General features: G+C 63.0%; 24 protein-coding genes. 16 read left to right on the forward strand and 8 right to left on the reverse strand.

From position 1 onward, the window contains the following. The first annotated feature begins 4 nt into the window (after positions 1–4). The 5 genes from CO664_RS16085 to mucR all read left to right on the forward strand — a co-directional run bounded on the left by CO664_RS16085 (position 5) and on the right by mucR (position 3,602). The gene (locus CO664_RS16085) at positions 5–1,564 is read left to right on the forward strand and encodes a Na+/H+ antiporter subunit D (protein ID WP_097539329.1); all 1,560 of its coding nucleotides are present in this window, start codon (positions 5–7) and stop codon (positions 1,562–1,564) included. After that, complete coding sequence (locus tag CO664_RS16090) at positions 1,561–2,037, forward strand: Na+/H+ antiporter subunit E (protein WP_037413544.1); 477 nt, start codon at positions 1,561–1,563, stop codon at positions 2,035–2,037. The genes CO664_RS16085 and CO664_RS16090 overlap by 4 nt, the downstream gene beginning before the upstream one ends. After that, the gene (locus CO664_RS16095; protein ID WP_037413545.1) at positions 2,034–2,405 is read left to right on the forward strand and encodes a cation:proton antiporter; all 372 of its coding nucleotides are present in this window, start codon (positions 2,034–2,036) and stop codon (positions 2,403–2,405) included. Before CO664_RS16090 ends, CO664_RS16095 begins: the two co-directional genes overlap by 4 nt. Further along, entirely contained in the window at positions 2,405–2,764 is a 360-nt protein-coding gene (gene mnhG / locus CO664_RS16100; RefSeq protein ID WP_037413546.1) for a monovalent cation/H(+) antiporter subunit G, read from the forward strand. Before CO664_RS16095 ends, mnhG begins: the two co-directional genes overlap by 1 nt. A gap of 406 nt (positions 2,765–3,170) precedes the next feature. Continuing rightward, complete coding sequence (gene mucR / locus CO664_RS16110) at positions 3,171–3,602, forward strand: exopolysaccharide biosynthesis transcriptional regulator MucR (protein WP_037379521.1); 432 nt, start codon at positions 3,171–3,173, stop codon at positions 3,600–3,602. A gap of 159 nt (positions 3,603–3,761) precedes the next feature. Here the strand turns inward: mucR and CO664_RS16115 are convergent, their stop codons facing one another. Together CO664_RS16115 and CO664_RS16120 are read right to left on the reverse strand one after the other, a co-directional pair. Next, positions 3,762–4,184, reverse strand: coding sequence for a SufE family protein (locus CO664_RS16115; protein WP_097539330.1), 423 nt, complete (start codon positions 4,182–4,184; stop codon positions 3,762–3,764). Between the two features lie 164 nt (positions 4,185–4,348). Continuing rightward, complete coding sequence (locus CO664_RS16120; RefSeq protein ID WP_097526242.1) at positions 4,349–4,780, reverse strand: DUF5330 domain-containing protein; 432 nt, start codon at positions 4,778–4,780, stop codon at positions 4,349–4,351. Between the two features lie 593 nt (positions 4,781–5,373). On the opposite strand from CO664_RS16120, the gene CO664_RS16125 reads away from it, so the two are divergent. From CO664_RS16125 to CO664_RS16135, 3 genes are all read left to right on the forward strand, one after another. Beyond that, on the forward strand, positions 5,374–6,936 hold the full coding sequence (locus tag CO664_RS16125) for a HAMP domain-containing sensor histidine kinase (RefSeq protein ID WP_097539331.1): 1,563 nt from the start codon (positions 5,374–5,376) through the stop codon (positions 6,934–6,936). After that, on the forward strand, positions 6,908–7,891 hold the full coding sequence (locus CO664_RS16130; RefSeq protein WP_097539332.1) for a peptidoglycan-binding domain-containing protein: 984 nt from the start codon (positions 6,908–6,910) through the stop codon (positions 7,889–7,891). Before CO664_RS16125 ends, CO664_RS16130 begins: the two co-directional genes overlap by 29 nt. 69 nt (positions 7,892–7,960) lie before the next feature. Beyond that, positions 7,961–8,308, forward strand: a complete 348-nt coding sequence (locus CO664_RS16135; protein WP_097539487.1) for a DUF1491 family protein — start codon at positions 7,961–7,963, stop codon at positions 8,306–8,308. Between the two features lie 23 nt (positions 8,309–8,331). Here CO664_RS16135 and CO664_RS16140 read toward each other — a convergent pair whose 3' ends face one another. After that, positions 8,332–9,408, reverse strand: a complete 1,077-nt coding sequence (locus tag CO664_RS16140) for a DUF2336 domain-containing protein (protein WP_176536607.1) — start codon at positions 9,406–9,408, stop codon at positions 8,332–8,334. 265 nt (positions 9,409–9,673) lie between these two features. Here CO664_RS16140 and CO664_RS16145 point away from each other — a divergent pair, with 265 nt between their 5' ends. From CO664_RS16145 to CO664_RS16155, 3 genes are all read left to right on the forward strand, one after another. Beyond that, complete coding sequence (locus CO664_RS16145) at positions 9,674–10,435, forward strand: SH3 domain-containing protein (protein ID WP_097539333.1); 762 nt, start codon at positions 9,674–9,676, stop codon at positions 10,433–10,435. A 149-nt stretch (positions 10,436–10,584) separates the two neighbouring features. After that, entirely contained in the window at positions 10,585–10,869 is a 285-nt protein-coding gene (locus CO664_RS16150; RefSeq protein WP_097539334.1) for a hypothetical protein, read from the forward strand. Between the two features lie 287 nt (positions 10,870–11,156). Further along, complete coding sequence (locus CO664_RS16155; RefSeq protein ID WP_172900164.1) at positions 11,157–11,327, forward strand: hypothetical protein; 171 nt, start codon at positions 11,157–11,159, stop codon at positions 11,325–11,327. An 88-nt stretch (positions 11,328–11,415) separates the two neighbouring features. On the opposite strand, the gene CO664_RS16160 is transcribed toward CO664_RS16155, so the two are convergent. The 3 genes from CO664_RS16160 to CO664_RS16170 all read right to left on the reverse strand — a co-directional run bounded on the left by CO664_RS16160 (position 11,416) and on the right by CO664_RS16170 (position 14,843). Continuing rightward, positions 11,416–11,964, reverse strand: coding sequence for a DUF1254 domain-containing protein (locus CO664_RS16160; RefSeq protein ID WP_097526240.1), 549 nt, complete (start codon positions 11,962–11,964; stop codon positions 11,416–11,418). Further along, positions 11,957–12,544, reverse strand: coding sequence for a DUF1214 domain-containing protein (locus CO664_RS16165; RefSeq protein ID WP_097539335.1), 588 nt, complete (start codon positions 12,542–12,544; stop codon positions 11,957–11,959). Before CO664_RS16165 ends, CO664_RS16160 begins: the two co-directional genes overlap by 8 nt. A 97-nt stretch (positions 12,545–12,641) precedes the next feature. Further along, on the reverse strand, positions 12,642–14,843 hold the full coding sequence (locus CO664_RS16170) for a transglycosylase domain-containing protein (protein WP_097526239.1): 2,202 nt from the start codon (positions 14,841–14,843) through the stop codon (positions 12,642–12,644). Positions 14,844–14,994: 151 nt separating this feature from the next. Here CO664_RS16170 and CO664_RS16175 point away from each other — a divergent pair, with 151 nt between their 5' ends. Then, positions 14,995–15,462, forward strand: coding sequence for a YcgN family cysteine cluster protein (locus CO664_RS16175; protein ID WP_037413573.1), 468 nt, complete (start codon positions 14,995–14,997; stop codon positions 15,460–15,462). A 6-nt stretch (positions 15,463–15,468) separates the two neighbouring features. Here the strand turns inward: CO664_RS16175 and CO664_RS16180 are convergent, their stop codons facing one another. Continuing rightward, positions 15,469–15,804 (reverse strand): MmcQ/YjbR family DNA-binding protein, encoded by a 336-nt coding sequence (locus tag CO664_RS16180; protein ID WP_037413576.1) that lies wholly within the window; start codon positions 15,802–15,804, stop codon positions 15,469–15,471. Between the two features lie 126 nt (positions 15,805–15,930). After that, a complete protein-coding gene (locus CO664_RS30710) occupies positions 15,931–16,071 on the reverse strand; it encodes a hypothetical protein (RefSeq protein WP_162843174.1) in 141 nt (46 codons plus the stop codon). A 623-nt stretch (positions 16,072–16,694) separates the two neighbouring features. Here CO664_RS30710 and feuN point away from each other — a divergent pair. From feuN to CO664_RS16205, 4 genes are all read left to right on the forward strand, one after another. Further along, entirely contained in the window at positions 16,695–16,946 is a 252-nt protein-coding gene (feuN, locus tag CO664_RS16190) for a two-component system FeuPQ modulator FeuN (RefSeq protein WP_037379546.1), read from the forward strand. 40 nt (positions 16,947–16,986) lie between these two features. After that, on the forward strand, positions 16,987–17,658 hold the full coding sequence (gene feuP / locus CO664_RS16195; RefSeq protein WP_064241031.1) for a two-component system response regulator FeuP: 672 nt from the start codon (positions 16,987–16,989) through the stop codon (positions 17,656–17,658). Beyond that, positions 17,648–19,033: a HAMP domain-containing sensor histidine kinase gene (locus CO664_RS16200; RefSeq protein WP_037413579.1), complete on the forward strand. Its 1,386-nt coding sequence runs from the start codon at positions 17,648–17,650 to the stop codon at positions 19,031–19,033. The genes feuP and CO664_RS16200 overlap by 11 nt, the downstream gene beginning before the upstream one ends. Positions 19,034–19,246: 213 nt before the next feature. Further along, entirely contained in the window at positions 19,247–19,687 is a 441-nt protein-coding gene (locus CO664_RS16205; protein WP_037413581.1) for a membrane protein, read from the forward strand. The last annotated feature ends 59 nt before the right edge of the window (positions 19,688–19,746 follow it).

A 19,746-nucleotide genomic window follows, 5' to 3' on the forward strand; every position in this document is an offset into this window, starting at 1 on the left:
CCGCATGGCCGCTACGATCTCCCCTTCCGTCGATCTTTCCGCTGCGCTCGTTGCCGCGCCGCCCACGCTTGCCGAATGGTTGGTGATCCTGCCGGTCGCCTGGTGCCTCGCGATCGGTGCGCTGCTGGTCATGCTGCGCCGCCCGATCGGCCTCCATCCGACCATTGCCATGAGCGGTCTCGCCGGGCTCGTGCTGATCGATGGGCTGCTGCTCAGGGAGATCGCCGAGAACGGTCCGCTGACCATGGTTATGGGGCGCTGGCTGCCTCCCTTCGGCATCGCCTTCACTGCTGACCTGACCGGGGCCTTGTTCGCCTTTGCCGCGGCGCTTGTAGCGCTGGTCGCCGGCGTCTTCTCGCTTGCCGATATCAACGACAGCGGCCGCCGCTACGGCTTTTATCCGTTTCTGATGTTGCTGATGGCCGGCGTCTCGGGCGCCTTTCTGACCGGCGACATCTTCAATCTTTACGTCTGGTTCGAGGTGCTGCTGATCTCGTCCTTCGGCCTTCTCGTCCTGGGCTCCGAGCCTGAGCAGATAGACGGCACGGTGAAATACGGCTTCCTCAATCTCGTCGCCACGACGCTGTTCCTGATAGCGACCGGCTATCTCTACGCCGTTTTCGGCACGCTCAACATGGCTGACGTCGCTACGAAGGCCGAGGCATTGCGCGACCGCGCGCCGCTGATGACGCTCACCGGCCTGTTCATGCTCGCCTTTGCCATGAAAGCGGCCGCCTTCCCGGTGAATTTCTGGCTGCCGGCTTCCTACCATACCCCCCGCGTCGCCGTCTCCGCGCTCTTTGCAGGCCTGCTGACGAAGGTCGGGATCTATGCGCTGGTGCGGGTGATGGTCATGCTTTTCCCGGTCGAAAGGGAGGAGCTGAGCTTCATCCTCGCGGTCGCCGGGGCGCTGACGATGATCGTCGGCGTGCTCGGCGCTTTGGCGCAGACGGATTTCCGCCGCATTCTCGGCTACCTCATTGTCTCCGGCATCGGCTCGATGCTCGCCGGTATCGCCGTCGGCGGACCGGGCGGCATTGGGGGTGCCATCTTTTATGCGCTGCATTCCATGCTCGTGATGACCGGCCTTTACTTCGCCTCGGGGATCGCCATGCGCCTCGGCGCGAGTTCCTCGATTGCGGCGCTCGCCGGCCTCTACCGCCGGCATGTCGGATTTGCCGCTCTTACCCTAATGCTGTGTTTCGCCGTCTCTGGCCTGCCTCCCTTTTCCGGTTTTTGGCCGAAGGTCATGCTCGTAAAGGCAGCTCTCGATATCGGCGCCTGGTGGCTCGCCGCCGCGCTTCTCCTTGCCGGGTTCCTGACAATGATCGTCACCGGCCGCCTTTTCCTTCTGGCGTTTTGGCGCGAGGCTCCACCTGCGGACGGCGAGGCGGTATCGCTGTCGCCCGCGGCGTTCGGCCCGCTAGCCGTGCTCACCGGGCTCACTTTGTTGATCGGCCTTTATCCCGAGCCGCTGCTGGCGGTAATCCAGGACGCGGCGGCGGGGCTCGCAGAGCCGTCGGCCTATGTGAACTCGGTCTTCCCGGAAGGTGGGCCGCAATGAAATTCCTGCAGATCAACCTGATTTTCACCGTTATTTGGGGTGCCATCAGCGCCAGTTTCACGCCAGCGAACCTCGCGCTCGGCTTTGCTGTCGGCGCTGTGTCCCTGTGGCTGATCCGCCGCGAGCTGCAGCCCGTCACCTATCCGCTGAGACCATTGCGGCTGACGCTGTTGGCGGCTCTGTTCTTCAAGGAGCTGGCCGTATCGGCGGTCAAGGTCGCCATTCTCGTCCTGCGCTCCCGGATGGGCCTGAAGCCCGGGATCTTCGCCTATCCGCTGACCGCCAAGAGCGATTTCGAGATTACTCTGCTTGCCAATCTCATCACGCTGACGCCCGGCACGCTTTCCGTCGACATATCCGAGGACCGCAAGACCCTTTATGTGCACGCGCTCGATTGTGCCGATCCGGGTGCGTTGCGCCAGGATATTGCACGCGGCTTCGAGCGGCGCATTCGGGAGGCTTTCGAACGATGATTTCCGCGATCCTGGCGGGGGCGACCAGCCTTGCGCTTCTGCTCCTCTCGCTCGCGCTGCTGATGACCATGCTGCGCATCATCCGCGGTCCGACATTGCCGGATCGGGTGCTCGGCCTCGACATGCTGGTCGCGATCGCGATCGGGTTCATTGCGGTCCTAGCAATCAAGACCCGCTTCAATCTCTATATCGACATAGGGATCGCCCTCGGCCTGGTCGGCTTCCTGGCAACCGTCGCCTTCGCGCGCTTCATCCTGACACGTGGCCTCGCGCCGGAAGCGGAACAAGGCGCCGCCTTCGCGAAACCAGTCTTGAAGAGGGGCCGGGCTCCCGAGACGGCCCGTCGCAAACGCCGGGGAGGGCGCTGATGGACACGTTTTTCGTCGCTGGGATCACAATTCTGGTCGCCATCCTCATCGTCGCAGGCGCAGGCTTTTCGCTGCTCGCGGCGCTTGGCCTCCTGCGCTTCCCGGATCTCTACACGCGCATGCACGCAGCTTCCAAAGCGGGTACCGTCGGTTCCGGCCTGCTGCTCGTCGCCGCCGGGTTGCACTCGCTCGATCCCGCCATTTTCGTTCGCGCGCTTGCCGGTTTCGTATTCCTGGTGCTGACGGCGCCGATCTCGGCCCATTTGCTGGCGAAAGCCGCTCATCAGGCGGGTTACAGGATGACGAAACAATCGGTTATAGATCAGCTCCCACAAAAGGAAGAGCCACGGCGGCATTGATGGCGTCATTTCTGACTCTCTATTTCGGGACAATTCCGCCACTCCGGACAGTTTTAGTGACCTGAAATAGATATGCTGCTCTTTGCCAAAAATTATGTTTTGACATTTTGCGGATCAGTGTTAAGCCAGTATCCGCAAAGTGTCGTTGTGATCAATACTTTGAACTGGAATTCCAGCTTGAGTTGTGATTCTTATCCGTTGCTTTGAGGTGCCAAACGGTGCGGCACCTTGGTGACGGATTTCGCTGTCGCGAATCGAGCCTTGATGTTGCGGCGGGGCGATGCCCCCGTTGCGCGGTTATCGCTCAGTTCCAAGGCGGAAAGCGCTGTTCGGCGGCATTTTGGCATTTCCTCCCTCCTGAAACACCGTTTCAGGACTTGTTGCTGGATTCCCATAGGAGAAAAAAATGAGTGAAAATACGCTCGGTGCGAGCAACGAACTCCTGGTTGAACTGACGGCGGAAATCGTTGCCGCCTATGTGAGCAACCACGTCGTTCCGGTTGCCGAGCTGCCGACGCTGATAGCCGACGTTCATTCGGCGCTCAACAATACGACCGCTCCCGCGCCGGTCATCGTGCCGGTCGAGAAGCCGAAGCCGGCGGTCTCCGTGCGCAAGTCCGTGCAGGATGACCAGATCACCTGCCTCGAATGCGGCGGCACGTTCAAGTCGCTGAAGCGCCATTTGATGACCCACCACAATCTCTCTCCGGAAGAGTATCGCGAGAAGTGGGATTTGCCTGCGGATTATCCGATGGTGGCGCCGGCTTATGCGGAAGCCCGATCGCGTCTTGCCAAGGAGATGGGGCTGGGTCAGCGTCGCAAGCGCCGCGGCAAATAAGCGGGTTCGCCCGGCAACCGTCCGGGCAAGTCTCAGGTACGGAAGTCCGATGCCTGAACGGCAGCAGAATATCTGGTGTTTGGTGGAAGCCGGGCTGTCTCAGTCCGGCTTTTTGGTGCCGCCGCCTCTCCGACCGACGGGCGCCGCTGCAGAGCGGTCTTACGCGGGCAGGCGCGTCTCGGCCTCGCCCTTGATTCTCCGGATCATCGACCGCAGACCGTTGGCACGCTGCGACGAGAGGTGCTCGATAAGGCCGATCTTGCCGAAGATATCGAGAGCATCGGTTCTGGCGATCTCCGAGGCGCGCTTGCCCGAAAAGATAGCAAGCGCGATTGCCACCAAGCCGCGGACGATGTGCGCGTCCGACTCGCCATCGAAGGTCAGGACCGGATCATCGGGATCGCCGGACGTATGCGTTACCAGCCACACCTGACTGGCACAGCCCTGAACCTTGTTCTCGCTGGTCCTCCAGGCTTCCGGCATCTCCGGCAGGCTCTTGCCCAATTCGATGACATAGCGGTAGCGATCTTCCCACTCGTCGAGAAAGGCGAAGTCGTCGATGATCTGGTCAAGTGAAACCATGGCTGATCCGAATGTGGCGCCTTGCGATCGACTGCCGCTCGCCTGCGCTCTGCTTCCGTCCCGTGCCCAAGGGCGGGGTCCCGTACACCCATTCATATAGGGGACGGGCTGCAAAGAGAACAGCCCTATGGCTTCCGGGACGATTTCGTTCCTTGGGACCGACTTTACTTGGCGGACGTCGCCTTGGGGTCGAGGCGCTTTTCCGGGACGGGCGTGCGCTTGAAAACCGGCATGGCTTCGTTCGCCGGCTCCACGGCCAAGAGGCTTTCGGCAGGCGCCACAGTGCCGGTCATGACCTTGGCGTCGGGCGCCTCGGCCTCCGCGAACTGGCTGTCGAGGAATTCATAGGCGATGCGCGCACCCTCACGGGCGCGATGGCCGAGAGCGACAAAGGTTTCGGCACCTTTCGTGCAGACGTCCGGCTTCTGGATGCAGATCGCACTGATGTACTGGAAGGCCTCATTGGCGGCGGAGAAGGTGTCGCCGATCTCCACCTTCGGTCCGTTTTCCAGCTTGGCGCCGCTCGACGGATCAAGGAAGGGCAGCAGCACGAGCACGAGCGAGAACCAGAACGCCGCCTTTACGAGAAACCACATGGTCTGCCATCCTCTGTCAGGCCGCCGCCCCGGTTTTCGCCGGATGGATCTTCGGCCCTCTACTGCCTACGCCTTTAGTTACGCTTTGCCCAGTGGCCGAATTGTTGCGCCTCGGGGCATTTGACGTGAGCAACGCTAGAGCGGGAATCACAAGACTGCTTTTCCAGAAATGCGGGGATTTGCTTCAAATCTTAGCGAACTGGCCGATTGTGGCATTGCCGGAGGGCGACTATCCGGCATTTTAACGATCGGCGTTAAGGATCGTGGCAGCCCTGCCGCCGCCACGCCCGAGCGGCTCGACACCGCCGCCGGCGGGCGCTGCCCAAATCGTTAATGGAAAGCAGAAAATCCACAAAAATCCGTTGCTTACGCCCCGTTAACCACAAGAGACGAAGCCCGCCGGATTTGCTTCGAAATGGGAATTTTCGCCCGTTTCGCCAGCCCGCGGAGGGACCGCGCTTATTCTTTCATTAAGTCGGGAATGCGAGATTCGAACCACTACGAGGTGGCTCGGTTTACGCCGGCAGGAGGGCTGCGCCCGCCTCGCAAAAACAATAATGGTGGCAGGGCAAGGCGTGAGTGTATTGCGTAACATGGCTGGCAAATGGGCATCCCGTGTGGATGAAGCCGCCGCAGCATGGTTGCCGCGCCGTCCGGATGGGCCCGTTGCAGGACGCCATGATTTCAAACGACTGCGCGCCGTGGCTGCCGTTTCGCTGGCGGTGCTGCCGATCGTGCCGCTCGCCCTGTCGACGGTCCTGCCCATTTCCGTGGCCCTGCCGGCGGGGACGGCGCTCTGGGCGTCGGCCTCTTTGCTGGCCGCCGCCGCATGTCTCGCAGCGCGCCGCCTAGTGCCGGCGGTGCAGCCGCCCGGCGTGACCGACCTGCCCGATCTCGCTGCCGCCTACGATCTCTTTGCCGGTCTCGTCACCGTTCACGATCCGCGTGGGCAGGTGCTGTCCGTTCACGGCCGCGATGCCGCCGACTATTTGAAGTCGATGCGCGATCCGCACGGACGCGGCTTCATCGAGCAGATCCACGTATCCGACCGCATCAGCTTCCTGAAGGCGGTCGATGCTCTGCGCCAGGACGGCGAATGCTCGGCGGTCGATATCCGCCTCGAGCGTCCGTCGGCCCCTGCCGATGGAGCGCAATTCGTGCATATGCGCTGCGAGTTGACGCCCCTTCGCGATGCCGAAGGGCATCTGATGGCGATCATCGCGCAATCCCGAGACGTTTCGAACGAGGCCCGCCTGCGGGCGGAAGTTGCCGCCAAGGCGGCGCATGCCGAATCGGCCAACGATGCCAAGACGCGTTTCCTTGCGGCCGTCAGTCATGAATTGCGCACCCCGCTCAATGCCATTCTCGGCTTTTCGGACGTTCTTTCCGGGGAATATTTCGGCAGGCTGGAGAACGACCGTCAGCGCGAATATGTTTCCCTGATTCACCGGTCCGGCACGCATCTGCTTTCCGTCGTCAATACCATGCTCGACGTGAGCAAGATCGAGGCCGGCCGCTACGAACTGGTGCCGGAGCCTTTCCGGGTCGCCGACGCGATTGACGCCTGTGAAGCGATGCTGTCGCATCAGGCGCGCGAAAAGGGTGTGAGGCTGACAAGCCGCGTGATGCGGTCGGTGGGCGAAATCAACGCGGATCAGCGCGCCGTCCAGCAGATCCTCATCAATCTCGTCGGCAACGCCGTGAAGTTCACGGAGAAGGGCGGGCTCGTCACCGTCGATGCGGAGGTCGAAGGCGTGATGCTGAAGCTGACTGTCAGCGATACCGGCATCGGTATTGCTGAAGATAAGCTGGACATGCTCGGCCAACCTTTCGTCCAGATTCAGAATGACTATACCCGCCGCTACGAGGGCACCGGTCTCGGCCTGTCGCTGGTCAGGGGGCTCGTCGAATTGCATGGCGGCAGGATTTCGATCCGCAGTTCGGAAGGCGAGGGGACAGTGGTCGTGGTCACCATACCGCGGGACGGTACCGGAATTTGCGAGCGTCAGCAGGTGAGCATAGGCGGGACTGTGGAGTTTCCGCCGCGACTGAAACTGCGCGACGAAAAGGCGAGCGAGTTGCGATTGCAGGCAGAGGCTTCCGAAGGAACAGTCAAGGAAAGGCGACATGGCGCCGCGCAAGCGAAAACAGCCTGAGCGGAAACGTGGCGGACGGCCGCGGCAGGGCATCGCGTTGCGCGGACTGGCGCTGGCGGGCCTGGGCGTCGGACGCTGTGCCGTCCTTGCCGGGCGAGTGATCGCGCACCATCCGGTGGGAGCCGGCGGGTTGGCGACCTTCGCCGTTGTATTCAGCTTCGTGGCGGCGAACGCCATGTGGTATCAGCACGGCAGCCATCCTTCGCCGCTGTTGCGCACCCGAGTTCCGCTGGTCGGGTCCGAGGTTGCCGAGCGTTTGGCGGCCGCCAACGGCGAGCCCGTCGAGGCGCGCAAGGTAACGACCTTCGTCATCGAGCGCGAAGGTGAAGCGGCTCCGGTAAAGGCCGACGACGACGCGGTCGCCGCGCAAGACGATTCCTCCACGCAACGCTTGCCGCGGCCGGCGGAATCCGTGCTGGAACCGGACAACGCCTTGCCGTCGGCCCTTGTCGCCGATGTCCAGAAGGAACTTGCCCGGCTCGGCCTTTACGACGGCACGCCGGACGGCCGCAGCGGTCCAAAGACCGTATCGGCCATCCTTCGCTTCGAAAAAGGAGCCGGGCGCGCGGAATCGGGTGTGGCGAGCCCCGATCTCCTTCAGGCGCTCCTGGCAACCCAGCGTTCCGAAGTGGCCGTTGCAGCGCCTGGCAACCGCCCCTACGCCGATTCCAAATCGACTGCCGCCGAAGTCGATCCCGTCGCCGCTGCGATCCGCACCGCGGAAGGGGACGCGACGCTTATGCCGCCCGCCGAAATACCGGTATCGAACGAACTGGTCATGAATATCCAGAAGGGGCTGAGCAATCTCGCTTACGCCGATATCGTCGTCGACGGCGTCGCCGGCGATCAGACGCGGGCGGCGATCCGCCATTTCGAGAAGCACTACCGGCTCCCGCAGACCGGCGAACCGAACGGCAAGGTTCTTGAGAAGCTCAAGGAAATCGGCGCGCTCTGAACTGCGGACCGAAAAGCGGCGCCGCGGAAGGTCATTGCATATACACCATCACGCGTGTATCTGCCGCAAATGCGCGTGAAAACCCATATCTTCGTCACGTCGCTCCTGCGCCGCGTGTTCGCGAGCGGCGGCTATGCGGCGGTGCTACGCAAGGGAGCGGAAGAGGCCGGCGCGATTTTCATCCGCCACCGCACCCGCCTCGGCACCGAAACGCTCTATGCGCCGGCGCCGCAGAGCTTTTTCGAAGACGAAGGCGATGATCTCCGCAAGTTCGAAGTCCGCCTGCGGGACATGGATGGGGAAAATATCGACGGCGCGCTGTCGTCTGAAGTCCGCTTCGACCCAGATTGCTGGATCGTCGAGATCGAACTCGACGACGTTGGCGATCTTTTACAGGTTGTCGAGGCCGGCCGCTGAGCCCGCGAAGATTAGGCGGTGCCCTATTTTCGCCCGACGGTGCGCTTCGGCTGTGCCGCGGCCGGCGGGGCGGACGCCGTCCGGCTCTCCTGCCGACGCGGATCGGCGGCGCGATTCTCGGCGAGGTGGCTTTCGTGGCGCGCCGGCTTGGCAGCTCCATCGCGGTCGGCGCGCAGCCAAGATTCGACCCGTTCGAGGCCGGCCTTCCGGTCGATGCTCCTGATCAGAGCCTCCGCACGGTTGCATGAGCCGAGCCTTTCGGAGAGATGTGGATAGAGCGCCAGAAGCAGGGGGGGCAGTTCCCCGTCCGGGAAGTCGAGCGCCATGAGCGTGACGGCAAGCTGTTGACCGGAAACATCCAGCAGGATTCTCTCGGCGAGCGCGCGGCTCGCGGAAAGGGTGGCGGCAAGCGCCGTCGCGAAAAGGACTGCCTCGCCGCTGCGGGCAAACCGCATGAGCAGCGCCTGATGCAGCTCGTCGATGGGCTGAAGACGGCCTACTTCTTGGAGAGACCTGGATCCGGCGCGCGCCAGCGCCCGGATTTCGTCGCGCAGCTCTTCTTCGCGGGTTACGCGGTCGGAGGAAAGGCGATCCTCTCCTGCAGCTGCAGGCGGCGCAGCCGTTGCGGCTGGAGGCATATCGGCGGCGCGGGGTGCGGCGGCGCTGAACTGATGGTGTTCGACCAGCGCGTCGACGATCGACGGCGAGATATCCTCCCGGTGCGCGATCGCGTTCGCATGGGCTGGGCCCTGCTGGCGGATGATCGAGATCAGCGTCCGGTCGGGGATCGCTTTCGAGCGGGTGAGAAAGATCGCGGCGATCGAGATCGGCATGCTGCCGATGAGCAGTGCGACCGATTCGGGCACGTGCGGGCACTGCGACAACGCCGCTGCCGCCTGCCGGCGCGCTTCGTTGCTGGAACCGAGGAAGAGCGGTTCGAAGAGTTCGGCAAACTGCTTCAGGTCGGACTTGCGCGGGATGCGAAGGCTTTCGAAGCCGGTGACGGTCGCCATCAGCACGACGTCCTTCAGCCGGCCCGTCTGCGGCCTTTCCAACTCACGAAACCGGTTCGTCACGACAAATCCCAGATGCAAAAGCATGACACCATTGCCGATGGCTCGGAACGGCACACGTCTCAAAAAATAGATCGAAATCGTTAGCGTAGAATTAACTATGGACCTTGAGGCTTTATTCAGGCTTGCGGCATCCGCGTGTCGGGCGGCCGCCGGGGGCGGCCACCGCCGAAGCGTCGAGCTCAGCCATAAAAACTCCACATGCAGGCCTATTTCCTTGCCTGGACGGTGAAGGGCGGTTTTCGCCCGCTGAAGCAGAAGGCCATATGGCCTCCTTATGGGAGTAGTATCTGTGAAGAGTACGTTCTTGGGGGCGGCGGCACTCTGTGCGCTTTCGCTCATGCCGGTCCTAGCCGAGGCCGCAGAAGGCTTTGCCACCGCCAATGTCAACATGCGATCGGGTCCGAGTACCCGCTATCCCGCCGTCACCGTTATTCCCTCGGGCGAATCCGTGGAAATCCATGGCTGTCTGGCCGATCGCCCCTGGTGCGACGTTTCCTTCTATGGCGGCCGCGGATGGGTGGCCGGCCTATACGTCCAGGCGCTCTATCGCAGCAATCGGGTCTATGTGGAGCCGGAATACTATCGGCCGCTCGGGATCCCAACGGTCGTCTTCGAATTCGATCGCTACTGGGATCGCAACTATCGAGGACGCGATTTCTATCGCGACCGGGATCGCTGGCGCCGCGGGCCCGACTGGGTCGAAGAAGGCGACTGGCAGTGGCGGCGCGAAGAGGAGCGCCGGGATCGGCAGCGCCGGCAGCAGGCGGAAAGGCGCGAATGGGAGCGCCAACGGACCTGGGAGCGTGAGCAGGCGAGAGATCGGCAGGAGGCGAGAGAGCGCCAACAGTGGCAGCGCGAGCGGGAACGCGAGCGTCGCGAGTGGCGGGACCGTGGCCGCGACGAAGAGCGACGGGAAAACGGTTCCGCCGAAAACTACCAAGGAGCTCGCAAGGAAGAGCGGGCGCGTCAGCTCCGCGAACTGCGCCGGGATGGCGAAGTCAGAACGGTTCCGAAGTGCGTGTTCAACGATTTCGCCTGTGAGAACGACTGACGGAGCCGCACGTTCCGCTCCGATCATGGTGGCGAAGGCGGGCGGCGACCATCCGCTCGCTTTTTTCTTGTCCGCATTTGGCGGCGCTTTGCGGGAACCAATCCCTATTCGACGCGTTGATTTCGCGCGAAAGGTAAGGAGCGGAGACAATGGCGGAAAAGAAGCTGGCAGCGGTGGGCGCCGATATGGAAACGGAAAAGACCGCGGCCGACACACAGCTGGAATTGCAGGCCCAGGTCGCTGAGTTGAGAGCGGAGATCGTGCGCCTGACGGAAACGGTTTCGGCCATCGGCAGCGGTGCCAAGGCGGTCGTGCAGGGGGAAGCGGAACTGATGACGGAACGGCTCAGGGAGCGTGTCCGCGACGATCCGATCTCGACGCTGCTGACCGTTGCGGGAGTAGCCTTCCTGGTCGGCCTCTTCGCGAGACGCTGAAGGCATTTCGGCGCGAACTAAAATACCACCAGAAATGGCAATTGCACTTGGTTAAGGCGACGTGGTCTGGATTAAGATATGGTTAACCGGGCTATGGCTCAATCCGAGGAGGCGGGCTATTATTGGTTCGCATCTGATTTGCATTGAAACGGACGAGATCCGGGTGACCGGAAGAAGGAGTGAGTTGAGAACGGCGCGTCTGCCCGGGGATGTCGGGAATGCGCCAGCCCGCCATCGGGCAGGGTGAAATCTGTGTTCATCCGTCTCATGCAAGTATGGAGACGAGCATGGCAGACGTAATCAGATTGCAGGACCGCAAGGTAAAGATGCCGCGGAGGCGTCCCGTCACCGCGGGCAGTGCCAAAGTGCTGTTCTTCACGGGCATCCGTTACGAGCGGCTCGACGGGCGCGGCCCGCAGCCAAGCGCTCCGACAGGACGGCAGGTCAAGAAGCAGTAGCCGGTCCGGCGTGATCGGCTCTGATGCCGCGGGTCCGCTGACATCGCTGCGTGGCTCGTTCGCCTCTCTAATTCCCCCTATACACTCGTCACTGGCGTCGGAACGGCGCGCAACTCGAATCGGTGAGGAATTCGCGGACCTGCTCCTCGAAACTGTCGAGCGGCGCCAGGGCGCGCAGGACCGCGTAGCCCTCCTCATCCTTCATCTCGATCATGATCGACTGGGCGAGCGCCTCCGGGGGCGTCTTGCGAAGCTCCACCAGCTGGATCGGTGTGGCGACGACGAGATCGAGATCCCCATTGACGGCGGTCTGGTCGTTCATGCTGAAGACTTCGTTCGAGCCGCTGTCGAAGATCGACAGCGACCAGAACGGCACGGCACCGCGCGCAATGAAACGCGCCGGCGCGTCCGCGATCGAGAAGCTGCAGACGGCGGTGCGCAGAAACGGGTCGCTATTGTCCAGTCCGGTCGGGCCCGGCTCGGCGGTGAGCGGAAAGAAACTGTCCATCTCGAGAAGACCGAGGACGCGCGTATAGGCGTCGCGGCCGGTGAACCGCGGCAGGGCGAGGACGAGGACGATATGCAGGAGCGCGGCACCGACCAGCCCGACGAGAAACGCGAACAGGGCCCTACGCATTTCCGCACCCCGTCTTGACGATCTTCGGCATTGCGAGGTCGATCAGTCCGGAGGAGCCGGCCGTCGGTGTATCGAGCAACGTCAGCACGAGCTGAAAATTTCCCGTGTGGCGGATGGCGAGCCAATTGTCCGGCTGGGCGACCGGCGAGACGTGAATGACGAAACTGCTGTCCTTGGCGCGCCGCACCGTCCACGAATTGATCGCCGAAGGTAGATCGGAGCCCGGTCGCAGCGTCGCACCGTCGGTGTTCGCCGTGTGGAGCGTCCAGAACCGGGCGGGCGGTGTGATCCCGGAAATGTCATAGGAGCACGCGGCCGATAGGCGCGCACCGCTATCGTCGGTGGCAGCCGTGAACTTCAAGCCTTCCGCACCGCCATAGAGCAGTTCCCCGACCCGGGCGCGGTGCGCCTTTGCATAAGGGTCGGCCGCGACGGTCTGCGCCTCGGGGAAGGCCACCCAAGGGCCGATTGCGATCGATCCGAAGCCGACGGTCGCCTTCAGCGCCCATATGGCTGAGGTAATGCCGCCGCCGAAGGCGACGAGCAGTGCAAGGGCGACGAGGAGGGGAACGCGGAACAAGGGGGGCTCTATCGAATGATGTCTTGTTTATCCTGCCGGCAGTGAGTCGATTGTGCGGCGCTGCAGGCCGTCAGAAAACGGACTTGTCGTGGCGAAGTCAATTCTTCGCGGCATTTGTCACCCGAGGCGTGGCTGGCGTTCCCTCAGGCCCCTCGAGCGCTGCAACCCGGCCGCCGTCTTTTTCCTTGGGCTTAAGCGGTGGCGCCTGCTCGAACGTATTGCCGATCGACTTCAAGAGCCGGGTCACGTCGGCAGACAGGGAGCGCGGCCGGACAAGCGGCGGCAAGGCGTTCTCATCCGGCTCAGCGGCGGCCTCCGGCTCCTTCGGCGTTTCGGCCGGCGGAGCATCGATGCCCGGGATTGCGCGATGTTCGATGCCCTGTTCGGCGTAATCCATCAGCCGCTTGAAGGTCATCGCCGGCAGGGAGCCGCCGGTCATTTCCTCGGTGGAGGTGTAGTCGTCATTGCCGAACCAGACCGCCGTCGTGTAATCGCCGGTGAAGCCTACGAACCAGGCATCGCGATAGGCTTGCGTCGTTCCCGTCTTGCCGCCTGTCACGAGCCCGTTGCTCAACGCGGCCCTTCGGCCGGTGCCGATGACCGGGATCTGGGTGAGTATTCTGTTCATCGACAAGGTGGCCTGCTCGCTCAGGACCCGTCGAGCCGGCGGCGCGTCGCGGCCGAAGTCGTAGAGGATATCGCCGTCGTAATTCAGAATCTGGCTGATGCCGTGGCGGCGGGATTCCAATCCGCCGGCGGGAAACACGGCATAGGCGGTTGCCTGGTCGAGCACGGTCACCTCCGACGTCCCAAGCGGCATGGTCTTGTCTGTGCGGATCGGCGTTTCGACGCCCATTCTCTTGGCTGTTTGGGCGATGATCTCCGTGCCGAGCTTGTCCTTGGCGAGGCGCACCGGAACGGTATTGATCGATCTCGCCAGCGCATTCATCAGCGTGACCCGGCCCGCATATTTTCGGGCGTAGTTCTGCGGCGACCAGCCGCGCCAGGTGATCGGCGCGTCGACGACCACCGTCTCGGGCGTCATGCCCTTCTCCATCGCTGCCGCATAGGTATAGACCTTGAAGGACGAGCCGGGCTGGCGAAGCGCCCGGGTGGCGCGATTGAACTGGCTCTCGCCGTAGTCGCGGCCGCCGACCATGGCGCGCAACGCACCGCCGTTTTCGATCATGACCAGGGCGCCCTGCTTCACCTTGTAGCTCTCGCCATATTGCCGGAGGCTCGATTCGACCGAATCTTCGGCCGCCTGCTGCAGCCCCATGTCGATCGTCGTCCTGACGATCAGCGAATGCTGTGCGAAGGGGGCGGCGATGCGCTGGACCTCCTCGAAGGCCCAGTCGAGGAAGAAGTCCGGTGCCTTGACCTGGGCGCGATCGATGACGGTCGCCGGATTGAGGCGGGCGGCGAGCACCTGGCCCTCCGTCATCAGCCCGCCCTGGACGAGGTTGGACAGCACCTCGTTGGCGCGGGCGCGTGCCGCCGGCAGGTTGACATGCGGCGCGTATCGCGCCGGCGCCTTGAACAGCCCGGCCAGCATGGCGGACTCGGCGAGATCGATGTCGGTGATCGACTTGCCGAAATAGAACTGAGCCGCCGCCGCAGCGCCGAAGGTGCCGCCGCCCATATAGGCGCGGTCGAGGTAGAGGCGGAGGATTTCCTTCTTCGACAGATTGGACTCGAGCCAGACGGCGAGGAATGCTTCCTTGATCTTGCGCTCGATCGTCCGCTCGTTGGTGAGGAACAGGTTCTTGGCAAGCTGCTGCGTCAGCGTCGAGCCGCCCTGGACCACGCCGCCGGCGCGGGCGTTCTCCGTCATGGCCCGCGAGAGGCCGAGGAAGTCGATCCCCCAGTGGTCGAAGAAACGACGGTCCTCCGTCGCCAGGACCGCCTTGATCAGGTGATCCGGCAGCTCGTCGATCGGAACCGAATCCTCATGGATGATGCCGCGATGGCCGATTTCGTTGCCATAGCGGTCGAGAAAGGTCACGGCGAAATCGCTTTGCGCCCGCCAGTTGCCCTTGGTCTCCTCGAAGGCCGGGAGCGCCAGCGCAAGCATCAGCACGGAGCCGGCCGTGCCCCAGGTCATCCCTTCGCCGAGGACTTCGAAAACCGCTCTTTTCCAGCCGCGCATACGAAAGCGGCGAAAGAAGATGGTGGTGTCCTCCCACCACTCCGCCAGGCGAAACCCGGCATTCCACACGGTGGAATCGATCCAGGAATCGATCCGCAGAAAGATGTGTCGCTTCTTCGGCCGGTTTTCGTCTTTTAGCGGGTCCTGCACGGTTTTCCTATCCCGAAGCTTTCTGCCACCTTATGATATTTGCACGGCGCGACGTTCCAATCTACTTGCATATCGCGCCGTCGGCCTTAAAAAACCGGCAATTTTCTGCAAACTTCCGATGTTGGCGTGGAAGTGACGAAAGTGTCACGCAATGGGCGAAATGCCTTTCTGGACAACGAAAACCCTGGACGAGATGACCAACGCCGAATGGGAAAGCCTCTGCGACGGCTGCGGACTCTGTTGTCTCAACAAGCTGGAGGATTGGGACACGGGCGAGATCGCCTGGACCTCGATCCGCTGCACGCTGCTCGATGGCGAGAACTGCCGCTGCAAGGACTACGACAATCGGCAGGCGACGGTTCCCGACTGTGTCCAACTGACGCCGAAGGCGGTGCGGGAGATCAGCTGGCTGCCGCCGACCTGCGGCTATCGGCTGGTTGCCGAGGGAAGGGATTTGTACTGGTGGCACCCGCTCGTCTCGGGCGATCCGGAAACGGTCCACGCGGCCGGCATCTCGGTGCGCGGGCGCACCATCGCCGAGGACGGCATCGACATCGAAGATTACGAAGACTATCTGGTTACTTGGCCCCTGGAAGTCGGACTGGAACCGGCCGAGTAGTTGTCGTCAGTGGCCGCCGTTTCTCCGGACAAGGCTCTTCGGGGCGGCATTTCTCCAGGCGGTCTCCAGCGATTGGCGAATGAGCTCCTCGTCGGCCTCGACGAAATAGAGCGACGTCCAGCCGCGGGCGCCCCATCCGCCGGGCACGGCGGCACAGACGCCGGGTTCCATTTCGAGCAGCATGCGCTGTTGATCGGGGGTCAGCTTGAAGACGGCACGCCCCGCTTCCGGCAGGGTCATGAATATGCGCTTGCCCACGCGGAAGTCGCGCGTGCCGAAATGGGCGTTTTCCTGCGTCCCGGGGAGGCTGAGCGCCAGCTTTTCGATCTCTTCGGTTAGCATCCGAAAAGAGTAGCACGAAATCGCCAATTGACAAAAACCCGCGCCCGCCGTTGGGGCGGGCGCGAGACGATGCTGTGATGGGGTGGGGACTGCTATATCGAGGCGAATGATCGCCGAGCGCGAGCGCTATTCTGCAGGCGGAACGGGCTTCTGAGCAGTTTCGCTGGCCACACGCATTTCGCGCCATTCGCTTTCGAAACGATCGAGCAGCGATTGCGGAATCCTGGATTGCGGCGCTACGAGCGGCTTCTTCGCGAGTGTCTGCATCCGGTCCTCCTGTGCAAGACGGTTGGGTCAGGCGGACCATTTCATATGGCAAATACTTTGTAAATCAGGGCCTTAAACTATTTAAACGATTGAAAAATCTTTAAATCGATTAACTTCGCGCTCGTCCACAGCCGCTCGTGTCCTCCCGGCGCGGATGCCTTCACAATCGCGTTGGCTTTTGAAACTATCGGCCGAAGAACCATTTGAGAGCCAAAAAGGCAGGCTGCTCCAAAGATTTGCGAGCTTGTCCGCATTCGCCTTCCGAGCTCTCTCACGAGGCGTCCGAAGAACCGGAATCGAATTCTGAAGAAAACGCCGCAAGGGATTCGGGCCGACTCGCGAAACGGCGCTGCCGAGCCGGAGTTCGGCGCACGTCTTCAGTACGGCCTGCCGTCCTCCCAAGAGTGTGACGCAAAGGTCTTAACGGATCGCTGATGGGGGCGCCGCGGCTGCGCGGGCATTGCAATTTCCGGTGGATTTTAGGGTCTGTAGTGCCGATGCCTGCTGCGCGATGCCGCGGGACCCGGCGGCCGACATTCATTTGCCATTCAGCCTCCATCGGCTAATGATTTTGCCATGATCTTCCCAAGTCGCCATGATCTTCCCAAGTCGAAAGTGCGTTCATGTCTTCATCAGTGACCATAGTCGCGCTCGCCGCAGGCCTCGCAGGTTTTTCGCTGCCTGCCGTTGACGTGCCTAGGGTTGTTGTTCGCGTGGCGGGTGACTGCAGCGCCGCGGCGGCGCAAGTCGTGGCGGAGACAGGCGGCGAATTGCTCTCCGCCCAGCCGACAGCCGATGGCAAGTGCGTCGTGACCGTGCTAATCCCGGGCAATGGCGGGCGGCCGAAGAAGGTGACGGTCAAGGTGCCGATGTAGGCATCGGCAGCGCCCGTCAGCGAAGGGAAGTAAGAGCAAGATGCGCATCCTGATAGTCGAGGACGACGTCAATCTGAACAGGCAGCTCGCCGAAGCGCTGAAGGAAGCCGGTTACGTCGTCGACCAGGCCTATGACGGCGAGGAGGGCCACTATCTCGGCGATGCGGAGCCCTATGACGCGATCATTCTGGACATCGGCCTTCCGGAAATGGACGGCATCACGGTGCTGGAAAAGTGGCGGGCGGACGGCAAGACGATGCCGGTGCTGATCTTGACCGCTCGCGATCGCTGGAGCGACAAGGTGGCGGGGATCGATGCCGGCGCCGACGATTATGTTGCGAAGCCCTTCCACGTCCAGGAGGTGCTCGCCCGCATCCGGGCGCTGATCCGCCGCGCCGCCGGGCATGCGAGTTCCGAAATCGTCTGCGGCCCGGTCCGCCTCGACACGAAAGGCTCGAAGGCGACGGTCGGCGGTGTTGCGCTGAAGCTGACCTCGCACGAATTCCGGCTGCTCTCCTACCTCATGCATCACATGGGGCAGGTAGTTTCTCGCACGGAACTTGTCGAGCACATGTATGATCAGGACTTCGACCGCGATTCCAATACGATCGAGGTCTTCATCGGCCGGCTCCGCAAGAAGATCGGCAACGACCTGATCGAGACGGTGCGTGGTCTCGGATATCGGATGCAAGCACCCGGCAATGGCCATTAGATCCCTTACGGCGCGCGTTCTGGCGGTTTCGACCGTCTGGGCCGTCGTCGCCCTCGTCGTGATCGGAGTGGTGATCTCGGCGCTCTACCGGCAGGGCTCCGAACGCGGCTTCCAGGACCTCTTACGCGCCCAGCTTTATAACGTCATCAACTCCATCTCGGTCGACGAGAAGGCAGCCCTGACCGGCAGCCCGCAACTCGGCGACCTCCGCTTTTCCCAGCCGCAGACCGGTTGGTACTGGATCGTCGAGCCGATCGGCGAATTCGACACGCCGCCCTTGCTGTCGACGTCTCTCGGATCCGCCAAATTGCCGATCGTCAGCGTCGACGAGGTTCCCTTCGACATCCGCTACGAGCGCTTCTACACCACCGAGGATCCGTTCGGAAACGAGGTCGAGGTGGCCGAGACGGAAGTCGTGCTCGACATCCAGGGGCATACGGCGCGTTTCCGGGTTGCCGGAAACCGCGACGTCCTGGAGGCGGACATCGACCGCTTCACCCGCAACCTGACGATCGCGCTCTCCATATTCGGTCTCGGCGGGCTCGGGGTGAACGCCTTGACCATTCTCTTCGGCCTCAGGCCGCTGGACCAGGTGCGCCGCTCGCTCGAAAAAATCCGTACGGGCCAGAGCGAGCGCCTGGACGGTGCCTTTCCGCGCGAGATTCAGCCGCTTGCCAACGAGGTGAATGCGTTGATCGACAGCAACCGCCGCATCATCGAACGCGCGCGCATGCAGGTCGGCAATCTCGCCCACTCTCTGAAGACCCCCATCGCCGTGCTGCTCAACGAAGCGCGGGTTCTCGAGGTCCCCCACGGCGAACTGATCAGGACCCAGGCCGACGCGATGCAGACGCAGGTCCAGTCCTATCTCAGCCGTGCCCGCATAGCGGCGCAGCGCGGTTCCATTCTGGCGAGGACCGAGGCTCAGCCGGCTCTGGAAAGGATCGTCCGGGTGATGCGGCGGCTCAATCCGGAAAAACAGTTCAGCCTGTCGATCATTCCGCCGGGGCTGGTGCTGGCCATGGAACAGCAGGATGTCGAGGAAACCGTCGGCAACCTGCTCGAAAATGCCGCGCGCTACGCACGGGATCACGTCGTCCTCAGCGTCGAGCCCGCCACCGACCAGGAGCGCAGCAAGGAGTCCGGCCGCGAATGGATCGTGCTCAAGATCGACGATGACGGCCCCGGGCTTGATCCGGATCAGATCGCTTTGGCGATGAAGCGCGGCAAGCGGCTCGACGAAAGCAAGCCCGGCACCGGCCTGGGACTGTCGATCGTCAGCGAAATCGTCGGCGAATATCAGGGCAGCGTCGAACTCAGCCGACGCGAGGAGGGAGGCTTGAGGGCCAAACTCGTTCTGCCGGCGGCCGTCTAGCGGGAGTGGGGTGCCTCCGTTCAAGCCGTGATCCGACGGTCACACCGGCAGTCGAAAATACCCCGTCGTCCACGGCGCCCGGTTGCCTAGCGAGGCTGGGGGTGCAAAAAGAAAATCGAAAGCGCCGCCGCTTTGACGCGATCGATCGGATCGCGGGGCGGCAACCGGTCAACGAGGGTTAAGTTGTCGCGTATCATGAGGATTAACGCAGATATGGGGCGAGCCGTCGCCTTGAGCGGCAGAATCGTGGTCGTCGCGTCGACCGTCGCTCTTGCCGGCTGCGGGACTTCGGGCGGTCAGCGCGGGGGCGTGGCCGTTGCGAGTCTGGGTGCGGGTGGAGCGTCATCGGCCGCCTATATCGAGGCCCTGCAAGGCGGCGTCATCGCGCGCCTCGGCACGATCGACCTCGGCAAATCCGACCGGCAGCGCGCACTCGAGGCGGAGTATCGTGCGCTCGAGGCGGCTCCCGGCGGCCAGCCCGTGGCATGGGAAGGCCGCGGCGTCAGCGGCTCGGTTGTTGCTGCCGCCCCCTATCAGGTCGGCTCACAGAATTGCCGTCAGTACAGCCACACGGTGGTCGTGAAGGGTCAGTCCTCGACGGCCCGTGGTGCTGCATGCCGCAACAGCAATGGCACCTGGTCGCCGCTGACCTGAGCCGGACGCGGCGCGTTGCCCGTAGGCGGACTGCCTTGCAGGACCGGCACGGCTTGCGG

Source organism: Sinorhizobium sp. NG07B, assembly GCF_002532005.1.
Lineage (GTDB): Bacteria > Pseudomonadota > Alphaproteobacteria > Rhizobiales > Rhizobiaceae > Sinorhizobium > Sinorhizobium fredii_C.